Source organism: Sulfitobacter mediterraneus (assembly GCF_003054325.1).
Taxonomy (GTDB): domain Bacteria; phylum Pseudomonadota; class Alphaproteobacteria; order Rhodobacterales; family Rhodobacteraceae; genus Sulfitobacter; species Sulfitobacter mediterraneus.
Map to the genome: position 1 here is coordinate 55,072 of NZ_QBKU01000001.1, position 13,829 is coordinate 68,900.

Annotated in this window: 16 protein-coding genes; 3 read left to right on the forward strand and 13 right to left on the reverse strand. The window is 59.3% G+C overall.

Annotation, left to right across the window (positions count from 1 at the left end; translation table 11 throughout):
* Positions 1–106 precede the first annotated feature (106 nt).
* From C8N31_RS00340 to C8N31_RS20165, 4 genes are all read right to left on the reverse strand, one after another.
* Positions 107–454, reverse strand: coding sequence for a hypothetical protein (locus C8N31_RS00340; RefSeq protein ID WP_025046960.1), 348 nt, complete (start codon positions 452–454; stop codon positions 107–109).
* A 42-nt stretch (positions 455–496) separates the two neighbouring features.
* Positions 497–3,952, reverse strand: a complete 3,456-nt coding sequence (smc, locus tag C8N31_RS00345; protein ID WP_025046961.1) for a chromosome segregation protein SMC — start codon at positions 3,950–3,952, stop codon at positions 497–499.
* A gap of 167 nt (positions 3,953–4,119) precedes the next feature.
* On the reverse strand, positions 4,120–4,413 hold the full coding sequence (locus C8N31_RS00350; RefSeq protein ID WP_025046962.1) for a hypothetical protein: 294 nt from the start codon (positions 4,411–4,413) through the stop codon (positions 4,120–4,122).
* Between the two features lie 35 nt (positions 4,414–4,448).
* Entirely contained in the window at positions 4,449–4,874 is a 426-nt protein-coding gene (locus C8N31_RS20165) for a hypothetical protein (RefSeq protein WP_146173086.1), read from the reverse strand.
* A gap of 122 nt (positions 4,875–4,996) precedes the next feature.
* On the opposite strand from C8N31_RS20165, the gene C8N31_RS00355 reads away from it, so the two are divergent.
* Positions 4,997–5,761 (forward strand): FadR/GntR family transcriptional regulator, encoded by a 765-nt coding sequence (locus tag C8N31_RS00355; protein ID WP_025046963.1) that lies wholly within the window; start codon positions 4,997–4,999, stop codon positions 5,759–5,761.
* A gap of 9 nt (positions 5,762–5,770) precedes the next feature.
* Here the strand turns inward: C8N31_RS00355 and C8N31_RS00360 are convergent, their stop codons facing one another.
* The 7 genes from C8N31_RS00360 to C8N31_RS00390 all read right to left on the reverse strand — a co-directional run bounded on the left by C8N31_RS00360 (position 5,771) and on the right by C8N31_RS00390 (position 10,477).
* Positions 5,771–6,607 carry a trypsin-like serine peptidase gene (locus tag C8N31_RS00360; RefSeq protein ID WP_170116146.1) on the reverse strand — a complete coding sequence of 279 codons (837 nt, stop codon included), beginning with the start codon at positions 6,605–6,607 and terminating at the stop codon, positions 5,771–5,773.
* Positions 6,608–6,811: 204 nt separating this feature from the next.
* Positions 6,812–7,372, reverse strand: a complete 561-nt coding sequence (locus C8N31_RS00365) for a F0F1 ATP synthase subunit B (RefSeq protein WP_025046965.1) — start codon at positions 7,370–7,372, stop codon at positions 6,812–6,814.
* A 3-nt stretch (positions 7,373–7,375) separates the two neighbouring features.
* On the reverse strand, positions 7,376–7,909 hold the full coding sequence (locus C8N31_RS00370; protein ID WP_025046966.1) for a F0F1 ATP synthase subunit B': 534 nt from the start codon (positions 7,907–7,909) through the stop codon (positions 7,376–7,378).
* An 87-nt stretch (positions 7,910–7,996) separates the two neighbouring features.
* Complete coding sequence (locus C8N31_RS00375; RefSeq protein ID WP_025046967.1) at positions 7,997–8,221, reverse strand: F0F1 ATP synthase subunit C; 225 nt, start codon at positions 8,219–8,221, stop codon at positions 7,997–7,999.
* Between the two features lie 58 nt (positions 8,222–8,279).
* Positions 8,280–9,038 carry a F0F1 ATP synthase subunit A gene (locus tag C8N31_RS00380; protein ID WP_025046968.1) on the reverse strand — a complete coding sequence of 253 codons (759 nt, stop codon included), beginning with the start codon at positions 9,036–9,038 and terminating at the stop codon, positions 8,280–8,282.
* 27 nt (positions 9,039–9,065) lie between these two features.
* Entirely contained in the window at positions 9,066–9,392 is a 327-nt protein-coding gene (locus C8N31_RS00385) for an AtpZ/AtpI family protein (RefSeq protein ID WP_025046969.1), read from the reverse strand.
* 185 nt (positions 9,393–9,577) lie between these two features.
* Entirely contained in the window at positions 9,578–10,477 is a 900-nt protein-coding gene (locus tag C8N31_RS00390) for a LysR substrate-binding domain-containing protein (protein WP_025046970.1), read from the reverse strand.
* A 376-nt stretch (positions 10,478–10,853) separates the two neighbouring features.
* Between C8N31_RS00390 and C8N31_RS00395 the strand changes: the two genes are divergently transcribed.
* Positions 10,854–11,213, forward strand: a complete 360-nt coding sequence (locus tag C8N31_RS00395) for an ArsR/SmtB family transcription factor (RefSeq protein ID WP_025046971.1) — start codon at positions 10,854–10,856, stop codon at positions 11,211–11,213.
* Between the two features lie 135 nt (positions 11,214–11,348).
* Here C8N31_RS00395 and C8N31_RS00400 read toward each other — a convergent pair whose 3' ends face one another.
* Together C8N31_RS00400 and C8N31_RS00405 are read right to left on the reverse strand one after the other, a co-directional pair.
* On the reverse strand, positions 11,349–12,248 hold the full coding sequence (locus C8N31_RS00400) for a DMT family transporter (RefSeq protein ID WP_025046972.1): 900 nt from the start codon (positions 12,246–12,248) through the stop codon (positions 11,349–11,351).
* Positions 12,245–13,123, reverse strand: a complete 879-nt coding sequence (locus tag C8N31_RS00405) for a LysR family transcriptional regulator (protein ID WP_025046973.1) — start codon at positions 13,121–13,123, stop codon at positions 12,245–12,247. The genes C8N31_RS00400 and C8N31_RS00405 overlap by 4 nt, the downstream gene beginning before the upstream one ends.
* A gap of 81 nt (positions 13,124–13,204) precedes the next feature.
* On the opposite strand from C8N31_RS00405, the gene C8N31_RS00410 reads away from it, so the two are divergent.
* Entirely contained in the window at positions 13,205–13,696 is a 492-nt protein-coding gene (locus C8N31_RS00410) for a hypothetical protein (RefSeq protein ID WP_025046974.1), read from the forward strand.
* Positions 13,697–13,829: the final 133 nt, after the last annotated feature.

Here is a 13,829-nt window from a genome sequence, read left to right on the forward strand (position 1 = left end):
TCCGGAACGTGTTTTCATTCAATCCATATCACCTCCTTGCACCGCAACGGTTTGCGGCAGGGGCAGCCTAGGAATGATTTCTCAAGGAGGCGTTAACCACTAATTCTCAGGGACGGACAGGGAATCTCTGGCCGTCTTCGGTAACCATCACAACCCGCCCATGACTGCGCACAAATTGGTCGCAGCGCTGCCTACCATTTCGGAAATCCACACAGACAACACCATCCGGATCAATCCGATACCGACCAAAAGCCGTGCCGCCGCCCGCGTAGGTATAGCTATAGGCACCCCCTACCGAATACTGCGACACACCACCTTCGAAGAAGACCAGAGATTGATTGGCAGTCAGTGCAATCACCTCTGGGCGCGGCAATGGCTGGTCGCCCTCCAATAGGGCAAAGCCGTCCGCCAAGGCGCAAACGGGGAAACACAAGATAAACAAAATGGATCGCATGCAGAAAACCTATGCGATCACACCCGGCCAGAACACAAACGTTTACGCGACCAGCGTTTCCGCTTTCTTAAGATCCACCGAAACCAATTGGCTGACGCCTTGTTCGGCCATCGTGACACCAAACAACCGGTCCATCCGCGCCATGGTCACCGCGTGGTGCGTGATGATCAGGAACCGCGTGTCGGTCTGACGGCACATCTCGTCCAACAGATCACAAAAGCGGGTGACATTGGCATCATCCAATGGCGCGTCGACCTCATCCAGAACACAGATCGGCGCGGGATTGGCCAGGAACACCGCAAAGATAAGCGCCATGGCCGTCAACGTCTGTTCGCCGCCCGACAGCAGGCTCAGTGTGCTGAGCTTTTTGCCCGGCGGTTGGCACATGATCTCAAGGCCTGCCTCAAGTGGATCATCGGATTCCACCATCACCAGATTGGCCTCACCGCCGCCAAACAGATGCGTGAACAACATCGAGAAGTTTGAATTCACTTGCTCGAAGGCGGTCAAAAGCCGCTCGCGCCCCTCACGGTTCAGGCTGGCGATACCGCTGCGCAGGGTCTTGATCGCCTCTTCCAGATCGGCCTTTTCATTGGTCAGGGTGTCATGCTCTTCCTGAACTTCCTTGGCATCTTCTTCCGCGCGCAGGTTGACCGCGCCCAATGCATCCCGTTGACGCTTGAGGCGGCTCACGTCGGCCTCCAACGTGGTTGAAGGCGGCATTTGATCCGGGTTCACATCCAAAGAAGTCAGCAATTGGTTCGGTGTCATCTGGCTTTCTTCGGCAATCCGTTCGGCAGCAGCGCCAACGGTCTCCCGCGCCGCTTCTGCCAATGCCTCTGCCCGCGCCCGTGCCTCACGGGCCTCAGATGCCAGCCGCTCTGCATCGCGCTCCTGAACGGTCGCTTCGCGCAGGGTGGCCTCTCCGGTTGCCAGAGCCTGCGCCGCCTCGGTCCGGCGGCCCTCTGCCACAGTCATCTCCGAACTCAACTGGTCGCGTTTCGCGGCGATCTCTGCCGGGGCGGCGCTGGCCTCCTTTAGTTCCGCCTCTGATGCGGTCTTGCGCTCGATCAACTCGGCGCTGCGTTTCTCTGCCGTCTCCAAACGGTGCCGCCAGCCGCTTAGCTCTTTGGTCACTTCTTGCGAACGGCGGGTGCGGGCCTCGCCTTCGCGGCGCAATTCATCATGGCCGGACCGGCGCGACATCATCGTGATCCGCGCGGCCTCTACCGTCATGCGGATGTCCTCGATGCCAGCCCGCGCCGCGCCCAGATCGCCCAGATCAGACAGAGCGCGTTCCGCCTCAAGCACGCGGCCCCGCGCTGCCAAGGCCTCGTCCTCGTGCCGCTTAACGGCCAGACCAAGGCTTTCCAAGCGCCCCTGTGCCAGATTGCGATCCGCCTCCGCACGGCTCAGGGCGCGGCCCGCATCCGCCACCATCCGGTCTGCTGTGCGCCGGTCTTCGCGGGCGCGTTTGTCGGCCTCAGATTGCTCGGCCAAGGTCCGGGTCAAAAGATCATGCGCCGCACGCGCCCCTTCGGCCCGCTGGCTGGCTTGTTCGAGCGATTGCTTGAGCACCTCAAGCCGGTTTAGTTGCTGTAACCGGAGCGCCGCCGCTGAAGGCGCATCTTCGGCCCAGGCGCGGAACCCGTCCCAGCGCCACAAATCCCCCTCGGGCGAGACGAGCCGCTGACCGGGCAGCAGGGCGGCTTGCATGGCAGGGCCGTCGTCGGGGTCGACCAAGCCGATCTGCCCCATGCGCCGCGACAGAACATCCGGCACCGATACGTGCTGGGTCAGTGGCGTCACGCCGGTCGGCAAGGGCTGTGCCGTGTCATAGCTTGGCAATACCGCCCAGCCTGACGGACCGTCCGCATCCACCTCTGGCGCCCGCAGATCATCTGCCAGGGCCGCGCCCAATGCCTTTTCAAACCCGTGTTCCACCTGCAGGCGGTCAAGGATCTGGCCACCCTCGGCCGTGTCGCGTTCCACCAGCTTGGCCAGCGCCGTTGTTTCCGCCCGCAGCGCGTTCATCTCGCCTTCGGCCTCGGATCGTTCGGCACGGGCTTCGGCCTCTCGGGTTTGGGTTTGTGCCCGCGTCTCCTCGGCGCGGATCAACGCCTCGTCCGCCGCTTTGGCGGCCGCGACAGCCTCGGCCTCGGCGATCTGAGCGGCTTCGAAATCATCGCCCGCCTTGGTCAACGCGGCCTGACTTTGCGCCACTGCATCATGGGCTTTCTGGGCTTCGGCCTCCGACCGGTTCTGGGTCTTGCGGCTGTCTTCAAGCAGTCGCTCTGCCGACCCGTGCCGCGCGGCAAGGCGGGCGACATCTTCGGTCTGTTGCGCCAGATCCCCCTCGCGGGCCTGCAACACCGCTGCCGCCTCTCGGGCCGCCTCGGATGCTGCCTCAAGCGCAGTGTCATGGCCTTCACCGGCCTTGGCCAGTTCGCGGGCTTCCCAATCCAACCGCTCAATCGTTTCACCCGCGTCGCGGTTCAATCCACCCTCGCGCTCAATATCGCGCGCCAGTTGGGCAATCCGGCCCGTGAGCGTATCAATCGTCGCCTTGGCGCGGGTTTCCTGATCATCCAGCGTGTCGCGTTGCACCGTCAGGCGCTGCAAGACCGCAACCGCAATCGCCTCTTCCTCGCGCAGGGGCGGCAAGGCATCCTCGGCGAGCTGTCGCGCTTTGGCCGCCTGCTGTACGATGGCCTGCCCCTGACTGGCGGCGGTCACACGGTTGCGCAATTCCTCATCCGCCGCGGCACGGGCATCATCCGCCTCGCGCCACCGGCGATACAGCAACATGCCTTCAGTCCGGCGCAGCTGATCGCCGATCTCGCGGTAGCGGGCCGCCTGACGCGCTTGCCGCGCCAATTGAGACAATTGCGCCGCCAGTTGTTCAATCACGTCATCCACACGGGCCAGATTGGTCTCTGCCGCGTTCAGCTTCAGCTCCGCCTCGTGGCGACGTTGGTAAAGGCCCGAAATCCCGGCGGCTTCTTCCAGAATGCGCCGCCGGTTCTTTGGCTTGGCATTGATCAGCTCGGCAATTTGCCCCTGCCGCACCAACGCCGGGCTATGCGCACCCGTTGAAGCGTCCGCAAACAGCATCTGCACATCCCGTGCCCGCACATCTTTGCCCGCTGCCTTATAGGCACTGCCCACATCACGGGTGATCCGGCGCACGATTTCAAGCTGGTCATTGTCGTTGAAACCGGCAGGTGCCAGCCGTTCGGTATTGTCGATATGCAAGGCCACTTCGGCAAAGTTGCGCGCGGGCCGTGTGGCCGCACCGGCAAAGATCACATCTTCCATACCGCCGCCGCGCATCGCGGTGGGACGGTTCTCCCCCATCACCCAGCGCAACGCCTCAAGCAGGTTGGATTTCCCACAGCCATTTGGCCCCACCACACCTGTCAAACCATCAGCGATGATCAGGTCGGTTGGATCCACAAAGCTTTTGAAGCCCGTCAATCTGAGTTTGGAAAAGCGCACCTGTGTGACGGCTCCGATGATTCCTTGGGTTCATCGAAAATGCGGGCTGCACCCCCTTCAAGTCAACCAAAACACACAACAGGCGGGGGTAATCCGCCGGTTATCCCCAAGATATTGGGGTTATCCCCAGCGCACCACCCTGAATTGAGGCCTCCGATCCGGCGCCTCTAGTCACAATCCAGAATCCCCGTCGCCTGTGCCTGATCGCCGCGCACCTCCTTGACGGTGCAGCCGCTGACCTGCGCCATCGCGATACCCGCACGCCGCTGGATCGGGCCAAATCGGGGCGCATATTCCGCGTTGATGCGAATGGCCTCGGCCAGTTCACCCCGCACCCGCACATCGAATGTTGACCCTTCGACCGTGATCCGGGTCGCAGGCAGCCCGCGGAAATGCGGACCTGCGGTGTTGCAGGCCGACATTCCACAGATCAATAGCATCGTTTCAACCAGACGTCGCATCTCTTAATCATTGGACTGCAAACATTAAGATTCTACTAAGCATCTTCAGAATAGAGGAACGCACTGCCATCAGGCCGGTTAAGCCAGCAACTGGTCTTATTGATCTTCATTCGTTTACTGCGAATCTGCGGAGATTTTGATGCGGCAGTCGCAGCTTTCAATCGTTCACCCTGACAGAAAGGGATTTTTACCTTCTGATAGCCTTTGTCTCGCATGCATATTTCAAGATTCTTGGCCCGCAATGCAGCATTCACATCTGTCGAATACACACCAACGTATGGAGCCCATCCAACCTGAGTATTTGTTGGAACCTGCTGTGTCGCTCTTGTCGCACAAGAGACGGAGTCACGTTCGTATTTATCATATGTCACATTTTGCCGAACAAAGAAATCCTGATCAACGCAACCAGCGACGGTCGCCAGGCTCAACAGAAGACCCAATCCAATTTTAAAATTATTCATTTTTCCACCCACTTAAAATAGAAGGTATTCTGGTTCGTTCAACCTGAACATGCAACACCGTATCCGAAATTGAACTTCTTACTTCGTGGTCATATAATTTGACCAATCAAAGGAATGATCGCATGCCCTTCCGCCCCGTTGCCCCCGAAAAACTCTCCCACGCCGTGGTCCGCCAGATCGAAGAACTGATCCTGCGCGGCATTCTGCGCCCCGGCGAACGCCTGCCGTCAGAAAGAGAGCTGGCCGAACGGTTGAATGTGTCGCGTCCCTCCCTGCGGGACGCCATCGCGCAGCTACAGGCCTCTGGCCTTTTGTCAGCAAAGCCGGGCGCCGGGATCTACGTGGCCGAGGTGCTGGGCAGCGCCTTTGCACCAGCGCTTGTTGAATTGTTCGAACGTCACGAAGAAGCGGTTTTTGATTACCTGTCGTTTCGCCGTGACATGGAGGCCCTCGCGGCAGAGCGAGCAGCGAAATACGGCTCTGACACGGATCTGGCGGTGGTGCAGGCGGTTTTCGACAAAATGGAAGCCGTGCACAGCAAGCGCAACGCCGAAGAGGAGGCGCAGCTGGACGCGCAGTTTCACATGGCCATCATCGAGGCGAGCCATAACGTAGTGATGCTGCATATGATGCGGTCGATGTATGAATTGTTGCGCGGCGGCGTGTTCTACAACAGGCAAGTGATGTTCAAACAGCGCACCAGCCGCGCCGCGCTTTTGGATCAGCACCGGGCGATCAACGACGCCTTGCAAGCACGCGATCCGGTTGGTGCGCGGGCCGCAATTGAGAAACACCTGAATTTTGTCGAGGCCTCCCTGAATGATCAGCAAAAGGCGGAACGGAACGAAGAAATCGCCCGGCAGCGCCTTCAGCACGAAACAGAATAGCCAGCTGCCTTATGACCCGCCTGCATCCAGAGCGCCTTTGAGGGCTTTTTCGAAGACACTATTGCGCACGCTTAGGCTAAAAACACCACTTTGGGTCACAAACGTGCCGACGAAGACACCCGCGATCTGATAGTTCCCGCCCCTATTGATCAGCAAGGGCGCACCAGAATCGCCCCGCATCGCGGCACAAGTGTTGAGATAGACCCGCTTGGCCCGATCCGTTGTCGTTGCCCCGCATAGCTCAACCAAGGACAGCACATGCGACCGCAGCGCGGGATAGCCGGCAAGTTGCACCTTGGCTGATGGCGCAGCTGGATTGAACGGCGCAAGCGGCAGATAGCCTTTCGCATCCGCAATCGGATCAGCCAGCACCAGCAGCGCCCAATCCTGCGAAAAGTCTGCTTTGAAATCCCGGCTGGTTACGTCATGCACCGGATCAACCACATAGCGGGCAATCCGCGCAGTCGCCTGCCCCTTGCCGCGTTGGTATCCCGCCACAAAGAACAGACTCTGAACCGGGATCCATGACTTGCGCTGAAAATTGTAAAGGCAGTGAGAGGCCGTCAAAACCACGGTGCTGGACAGCAACGTGCCGGTGCAATGGCTGCGTATATTGCGATCCGTGGAATTGACCCGCCCGACCGTGCGCCATGGCCATTCCGCAGACGGCAGTATCGGCCGCGCACGGATCGCATCACACCCCTCACCCAGTCGCTGCCCCACGCCGCATACCGCATCAAGCGCGGGCTGAAACAGATCAACATCCAGAAGACCGGCATCCGGCAGATCGGCATCCTCTGCCTGCGCCACAGGCGCAAAGGCCAGCGCCAGAAGAAACGAAAGCATCGCAAGTCCATATCGAAATGCCATATGTGCCCCTAGATAGAATCAATGCAGGCGGCCTTGGGTTGAAATCGAGCCGCCATGAGAAAGATGTTAAAGTGGCAGTGGCAAAAAGAGAAATTGTTGCCTGCTGCGGGAAAATAGTCAGTCTAAAATGAAAAAGCCCCGGCGTGGACCGGGGCCTTTTGTCGATCTGTAACGCACCGCTTAGTGCAGTTTGTCACCCACTTGCGCGATGGCATCGTCAATCAGCTTGTTGCCGTCTGTGGCAGTCATCTGCTTGGCGATCACGTCGCGGGCGGCGGCAACGGCGATCGTTACTGCCTGATCACGTACCTCTTTGACAGCGGCAGCTTCGGCAGATGTGATCTGATCCTCGGCTGCGGCCATGCGGCGCTCAAGAGATTTGGCCAGATCCACCTGCGCCTGTGCGGCAGCGGCTTTGGCTTCTTCCTTGGCGGCGGTCACGATACGGTCCGCTTGGTCCTGAACTTCCTTCTGCTTGCGCTCATATGAGGCCAGCAGAGTTTGGGCTTCTTCCCGCAGTGCGCGGGCTTCTTCCAGTTCGGATTTGATCGTGTCTGCACGTTTGTCCAACATGCCGCCCAGAAGGCTAGGCACTTTGAAATAGAACAGAACCGCGATGAACAGGATGAAGGCCAGCAGAACAACAAAATCAGTGTTCTTCAGCGAGAAGAAAACATCACCTGCCGCGAGGGCGGGAGAGGCGATCATACCGGCAAGAACGGCTGTAAGGGTCAAACGCATGGCTTATCCTTTCATCCGTGCTGTGACTGCGGCGGTGACGGTTTTGGCGTCTGCCTTACCACCCATCGCAGCGACGATTTCCTTGGTGGTGTCTTTTGCCACGACCTTCACGTTCTCCAGCGCAGAAGCGCGGATCTCGCTAATGGCTTTGGCCGATTCCGCCGCTTTCGCAGCAATCTCGGCATCCGCCTTGGAAATGGCGACATCAAGGTCTGCCTGAATTTCTGCTTTGGCGGCTGCTACAATGCGCTGCGCCTCGGCGCGGGCATCAAGCAAAGCCTTGTCGTAGGCAGCTTCGGCCTCAATGGCCTTGGCCTTGAGATCTTCGGCTGCGGCGATGTCATTGGTGATCGTACCCTGACGTTCGGCCAAAACCGCGCCAATACGTGGCAGGGCCACGCGGGACAGGATCAGATATGTCGCGATCAGCGCAAGAACGAGCCAAAAGATCTGGTTGCCCCAGGTGGAGAAATCCAGCTGTGGCATGCCCGGACCCGCGGCTGCGGCGTCGGCTGCGCTATGTGTTTCAGTTGCCATCTTGGCTTCTCCTTGGAAACTTGGCCGTTACAGTCGGGCAGACATGTATCACGCCTGCCCGCTCGTAAGGATGTCGTTACCTAAGAGTTAAACAGCGAACATCAGCAGCAGAGCAACGAGGAACGAGAAGATCCCCAGGGCTTCTGCGAACGCGATGCCGATGAACAGTGTTGCTGTCTGAGAAGCAGCAGCGGATGGGTTGCGCAGTGCGCCAGCCAGGTAGTTGCCTGCAACGTTGCCAACCCCGATTGCGGCTGCGCCGGAACCGATTGCTGCCAGACCTGCGCCGATGTGTGCGAGTTCGCCTTCCATGTGAATTCTCCTTACGATTGGAAGTTGAGTATTTGGACGGGTGTGTAGATCGCCCGAATTAGTGAGACGGATGCAATGCGTCTTTCAGATACACGCATGTCAGAATGGTAAATACGTAGGCCTGGATGAAGGACACCAGCACCTCAAGCCCGTACATGGCTGTGATGGCCACAACCGAAACCGGGCTGATCACTGTGATCGCGGCAAAGCCTGCGAACACTTTGATCACCGCGTGGCCCGCCATAACGTTGCCCGCCAAACGAATGGAGTGGCTGACCGGACGCACGAAATAAGAGATCAGTTCGATAATCGCCAGAACCGGACGCAGCGGCAGTGGCGCCGAGGCCACCCAGAACAGGCCCAAGAAGGCCGCGCCGTTTTTGACAAAGCCCAGAATGGTCACCGTCAGGAATACCGCCAGCGCCAGCACCACTGTGACCGCAAAATGCGACGTCGGGGTAAAGGATGTCGGGATCAGGCCGAGGAAGTTGGCACAGACAATGAACATGAACAGCGTCATGATGTAGGGGAAGTATTTCACCCCCTCCTTGCCGCAGATGTCTTCGACCATTTTGTAGACAAAACCGTAGGCCAGCTCAGCAACCGACTGCATCCGCGAGGGGATCATCGCCCGTTTGGAGCTGCCCAGAACCAGCAGCGCAAAGGTCGCAACAACGGCCAGAGCCATCCAGACGGTGGCATTGGTTACGGTGAACATGCCAATCGCACCATCGCCAAACGCTGGTTCGATTTTAAACTGGTCCATCGGGTGAAAGACCAGACCGCCTTCTTCTGCACCGTGTGTCTCTGTCGCCATCTCAGGCTCCTTCGTTCTTGCCGCCGCTTAGGGCGATTTGTTCTCGGCCTCTTCGGCCACTTTCTTGTCCTGGATCTCTTGCGCGGATCGGAGCATCGTCTTCACTCCCGCCGCAAGGCCCAGCATTACAAACAGCACCATAAAGATGGGAAGGGTGCCAAACAGCAGGTCCAACCCGTATCCGATGCCAAAGCCGATCCCTAGACCGGCCACCAGTTCGATCACCATCCTCCATGCCAAATTGGCCTGAGAATAATGTTCATCCGCGCGGGGCTTGGGCGCAGAACGCTGTTTTGCGGCGTCGATCTTGGCCTCAAGCTGCTCAAGTTGCTGCTGTTGGTCCGGGTCAGCCACGCCGATATCCCCACTGGATGCTTGGGGCCTGTGCTAATAGCGGGGCGGGCCAGAGTCAACATGCGTGACAATTGGCGCAATGCTTTGTTTTTTATATCTTTTTGAAAGCGCCAATTCGGTAATTTGCCCGCGAAACCGGGTATTTGTCTAAAACCCGACACCTTGCGGTTATTCAACCAAATGGTTTAGGATGGCGATTGGCCGCTGCGCCACTGCGCGCTTTGCGCCATCAGCCATTCGCGGAAGATCCGCACAGGTTTGCGCCGCAAAACCCCTTCGGTGCGGACCAGATGATAGCCGCCCTCTCGAAAGCCGATATCAGACACCTGAACCAACCGGCCTGCCGCAACCTCGCCCGCGACCACCTCGGCGGAAACAAGCAAAACCCCCTGCCCGGCAATCGCCGCTTCGACCGCGAGAACCGATGACATACGCCAGGTGAATTGCGGCACATCTTTCAGGGCGACCCCGCCCGCCTGTTCAAACCAGACCCCCCATGTGCCATTTGTCCGGTCGCGCAACAGTGGATAGTTCAGCAGATCCGCCACCTCTCCCAAGGGCAGATCAACCAACCCCGGCGCGGCAAAGGGATATAGCGGCGCATCGCTGATCAGTTCCGCCCCCGGATAGGCCCCGCCCGGATGCACAAACCGGATCGCCAGATCTGCCTCATAACGGGCCACATCCGCCAGATGGCGCGAGGCCTCAAGCCGCACATCAATCTCGGGGAAAGCATCGGTGAACGCCCCCAGACGCGGCACCAACCATTTGGTCGCAAACAACGGCTCACTGTTGATGGTCACAGTGCCCTTTGGGCGCTCCGACAGGCTTTCGGTCGCATCGGCAATTGCATCCAAGGCCGGTGATACCTGCGCCAGATAGGCCGCGCCATCCGGCGACAGGGCAAGCCCGCGCGGCAGATCGCGGAACAATTGTACATTCAGCCGATCCTCCAACCCGCGCACATGGCGGCTGATGGCGGAATGGCTGACGCCCAACTCCACCGCCGCGCGGGAGAAGCTTTGATACCGCCCCGCGGCCTCAAAGGCACGAAGCGCGTTCAGTGGGGGGAGTTTTCGAGCCATAAGATATGTGACTTTTTCGAACACATACTGTCAAGCAATTGTCTTTGATCGACGCCAGTAGAAGGCTCATATTGGCCTAACACTCTCAAAAAAATGGCTCTCACATGACTGATATCACACATATCGCACCTTCGCGCGCCGCCTCTACACGTCCGGAAAAGGCACATCATTGCAAGGTTATCCGATGGCTCATCTCCCTGTGGAGGCACCGCAACCACCCCCATGTCAAAGGCATTTCTGACAGGCAAGCCCGCGATATCGGTCTATCACCGGGTGACAGGGCACGGCTGACGCACCGCTGGCCTTCGCAGACAACGCACCACCCGCGCGGGTGAAACGCTTTGCCCTGATCTGCGCTGCGATGTAGACAGCAAGGATGAGCACCCAGCTGGATCAGGTTTTTGCCGCCCTCGCGGACCCAACGCGCCGCGCCATTCTGGCGATGCTGCTGGAGGACGACATGGCGGTGACCGACGTGGCAGACCCGTTCGAAATGTCGTTGGCGGCAATCTCCAAACATCTGGGAGTGCTGACAGCGGCGGGCCTGATCTCTCAGGAAAAACGCGGGCGGGTGAAATGGTGTAAGCTTGAGCCGGACGCCTTGCGGGGGGCCAGCATCTGGATGCAGGGGTTTGGGCAGTTTGAGCCGGTCAACCTTGATGCATTTGAGCGGTTTCTGGCAGTTGAATTGCCCGAAACAGATGAGGCTGACGATCCGTCCGGACCATCAGCCTGATTTGTGGGGTATCAAAGGACGAACTGTACAATCGCAAGAACAATCACAACAAGTCCGACAAGATAAATAATGTTTCGCATGGCGAGGCCTTTCATATTTTGCACAGCTTAACGCCTGAACCCGCAAAAGGTTCCTTTACCCTGCTTTGGGTGCCGCGCCATCATCCCGCAAAAGCATCAGCAGTGCAAAAATGGTCAGGGCCACACCGCCCAGCGTCAGAACCGAGGGCACGCCATTGCCCAGCGCAATTTCCCAGACGATTACCCATGTCGGCGTCAGGTAAGTATAGGCCATCACCTTGGCCGACGGCAGGCGCAGGGTCGCAAATTGCAGCAGCAGCGCAGTTGCGGCAGTCGCAATAATCACCACATAGGCCAGCGTGACCCAGACCATCCCCGGGAGGGCGGCCCATTGGGTCACCGCCAGATCAGGTGCGGCATAGATCAGCAGGACGATAGAGCCCGCCACCAGCATCCCGAAAGTAAAACTAAAGATGCTTTCACCCCGGTTCAGCCGCCGCACCATCGGTGTGTAGATCGCATGCGAGACACAGCCGATGAAATAGATCACCTCGCCCCGCCCCACGTCAAAGCCAAGCAACGCCGACAGATCCGCCCGAAAAATCACCCAAAGCGCCCCTGCGGCCCCGATGGCCAGTGCTGCCGCCATCCGCCCTGTCATCACCTGACGCAGCAGGAACCAGGCAAAGATCGCGGACATGACCGGCACCAGAGTAAACACAGACGCCGCACTGACCGGTGGCGCGGTCTTGAGCCCCTCGAACATCATCACAAAATAGAACGCGAACAATCCGCCCAGGATCAGGTAGCGCCAAGGCGCGGCAAAGTCGCCCGTCCGAAAGCCGCCACGCAGATAGGTGATAAGCCCAACCAGCGCGGCACCCAGACAAAACCGCAGGGCGGTAATCGCAGATGGCGCAATATCATTGGCAACCATCGCCCCCAATGAGAACGACCCGGCGACCAAAGCGGAAAACGCAAGCATGGCAACATGCCCCTGTGCGCCAGGGCTCACCAGCCCTCCTCTTTGACTTCATCTTTGATGAAGGACAACAGCGCCTGCACCTTAAAAGTGCGGTGCAAATCCACATGGGTCACCAGCCAAAGCGGCGATGCCCATTCGTCCCGAGCGGCATGCACTTGAACCAGATCGGGATACTTCTGCGCTTCGGTCACTGGCATAAAACCGATCCCCGCCCCCGACAGGATTGCAGAGCCGACAGCCCCTGCATCCGTACAGCGGAAAGTGACCGCGCTCTCTGGCACCATCTTGCGCATCCAGACATAACAAGGCGCACGGCTTTCGCGGTTTTCCGGACCGACAAAACGGTGCTTCGCATAATCCTCTGGGCTGCTTGGCACACCATGAGCCTCGACATAGGATGTGCTGGCATAGGCCGCCATCTGCAACTGGACCAAGGGCTGCACCACATTGTCCGGCTGCTCAGGCGCTGCGCCGGCCCGCACAGCCACATGGGCCTCGCCATACTCAAGGCGAAACAACCGCTCTCCTGTCACATATCTGACCACGACCGCCGGGTGCAGCTGTTGAAACCGCGCCAGCATCGGGGCCATATATCCCGCCAGCGACACCAGCGAGGTCACAACCAGATCCCCGGCCACGTCAGATCCGCGCCCCTTGATCCGACCTGACAACTGGCTGAACTGATCATCCGCCGATTGCGCAACGCGCAACAGATCCTCGCCCGCCTCGGTCGGCGTATAGCCACGGGCATGACGTTGAAACAACTTGGCACCCAACCGTTGTTCCAGCGCATCAATATGGCGGATGACGGTGGCATGATGCACACCCAACACTTCGGCCGCGCCGCTGACCGTGCCCATACGGGCGACCTGAAAGGCGGTCCTGATCTCGTCCCAATTGTCCATGCCCTGCAAAATGCCGGATCGCCCAGTCGGGGCAAGCGTAAAATCACTTGGCGCGGGAAAATCCAGTGGCATACTGCCCCGATGAAGATCACCCGCAACACCCCCGATCAGTTGATCATCGAAAACAATCCGCTCTGGCTTGCGATCTTTATCTCGGTCTTTTCACTGGTCTTTGTGGGCGTTGGCCTTGTGACCATTCGCACCGAACCGGGCACCGGCATTGCCTTCCTTCTGGGCGGGCTGGTGATGGGCGGCGGCTTTACCACAGCCTTTATACGGCGCACCCAACTGATCCTCGACCGCCCGCGCAATCTGGTGGAGCTGCGGCGCAAATCGCTGCTTGGCTATCGCCGGCGCAGCTGGGATCTGCATGATCTGGATCGGGCCTTGGTCGAAACCTCGCATTCGGGCGACACCAACACCTACCGCGCGGCGCTACACTTCAGCGGCGGCATGGACGCAGGGACCCATCCGATCACTCTGGTCTATTCCAGCGGCAGCGGCGCCCGCCGCGCCGAAGCGGCCATCAACGATTGGCTTGCCACCCTTGACTCAGCGCCCCCTGCCGCGTAAATCGCCCTCAATTCCCGGAAGCATTGCCTTCCGGTCCCGGCCTATTGTCGGGATCGCCCCCCGTCAGCGCGTTGCGCCCACGGGGGCATTTGTGCATTCACGCTGGCGTTCCTAAGTTAGGGACATCCCGCAA

Excerpts from the sequence above, each read along its gene's own strand:
- C8N31_RS00375 (WP_025046967.1), bottom strand. The coding sequence starts at position 8,221 with ATGGAAGGCGAACTCGCACACATCGGCGCAGGTCTGGCAGCAATCGGT.
- C8N31_RS00365 (WP_025046965.1), bottom strand. The coding sequence starts at position 7,372 with ATGCGTTTGACCCTTACAGCCGTTCTTGCCGGTATGATCGCCTCTCCC.
- C8N31_RS00395 (WP_025046971.1), top strand. The coding sequence starts at position 10,854 with ATGAGCACCCAGCTGGATCAGGTTTTTGCCGCCCTCGCGGACCCAACG.
- C8N31_RS00340 (WP_025046960.1), bottom strand. The coding sequence starts at position 454 with ATGCGATCCATTTTGTTTATCTTGTGTTTCCCCGTTTGCGCCTTGGCG.
- C8N31_RS00380 (WP_025046968.1), bottom strand. The coding sequence starts at position 9,038 with ATGGCGACAGAGACACACGGTGCAGAAGAAGGCGGTCTGGTCTTTCAC.
- C8N31_RS00405 (WP_025046973.1), bottom strand. The coding sequence starts at position 13,123 with ATGGACAATTGGGACGAGATCAGGACCGCCTTTCAGGTCGCCCGTATG.
- C8N31_RS00390 (WP_025046970.1), bottom strand. The coding sequence starts at position 10,477 with ATGGCTCGAAAACTCCCCCCACTGAACGCGCTTCGTGCCTTTGAGGCC.
- C8N31_RS00370 (WP_025046966.1), bottom strand. The coding sequence starts at position 7,909 with ATGGCAACTGAAACACATAGCGCAGCCGACGCCGCAGCCGCGGGTCCG.
- C8N31_RS20165 (WP_146173086.1), bottom strand. The coding sequence starts at position 4,874 with ATGAATAATTTTAAAATTGGATTGGGTCTTCTGTTGAGCCTGGCGACC.
- C8N31_RS00350 (WP_025046962.1), bottom strand. The coding sequence starts at position 4,413 with ATGCGACGTCTGGTTGAAACGATGCTATTGATCTGTGGAATGTCGGCC.
- C8N31_RS00355 (WP_025046963.1), top strand. The coding sequence starts at position 4,997 with ATGCCCTTCCGCCCCGTTGCCCCCGAAAAACTCTCCCACGCCGTGGTC.
- C8N31_RS00360 (WP_170116146.1), bottom strand. The coding sequence starts at position 6,607 with ATGCTTTCGTTTCTTCTGGCGCTGGCCTTTGCGCCTGTGGCGCAGGCA.
- C8N31_RS00410 (WP_025046974.1), top strand. The coding sequence starts at position 13,205 with ATGAAGATCACCCGCAACACCCCCGATCAGTTGATCATCGAAAACAAT.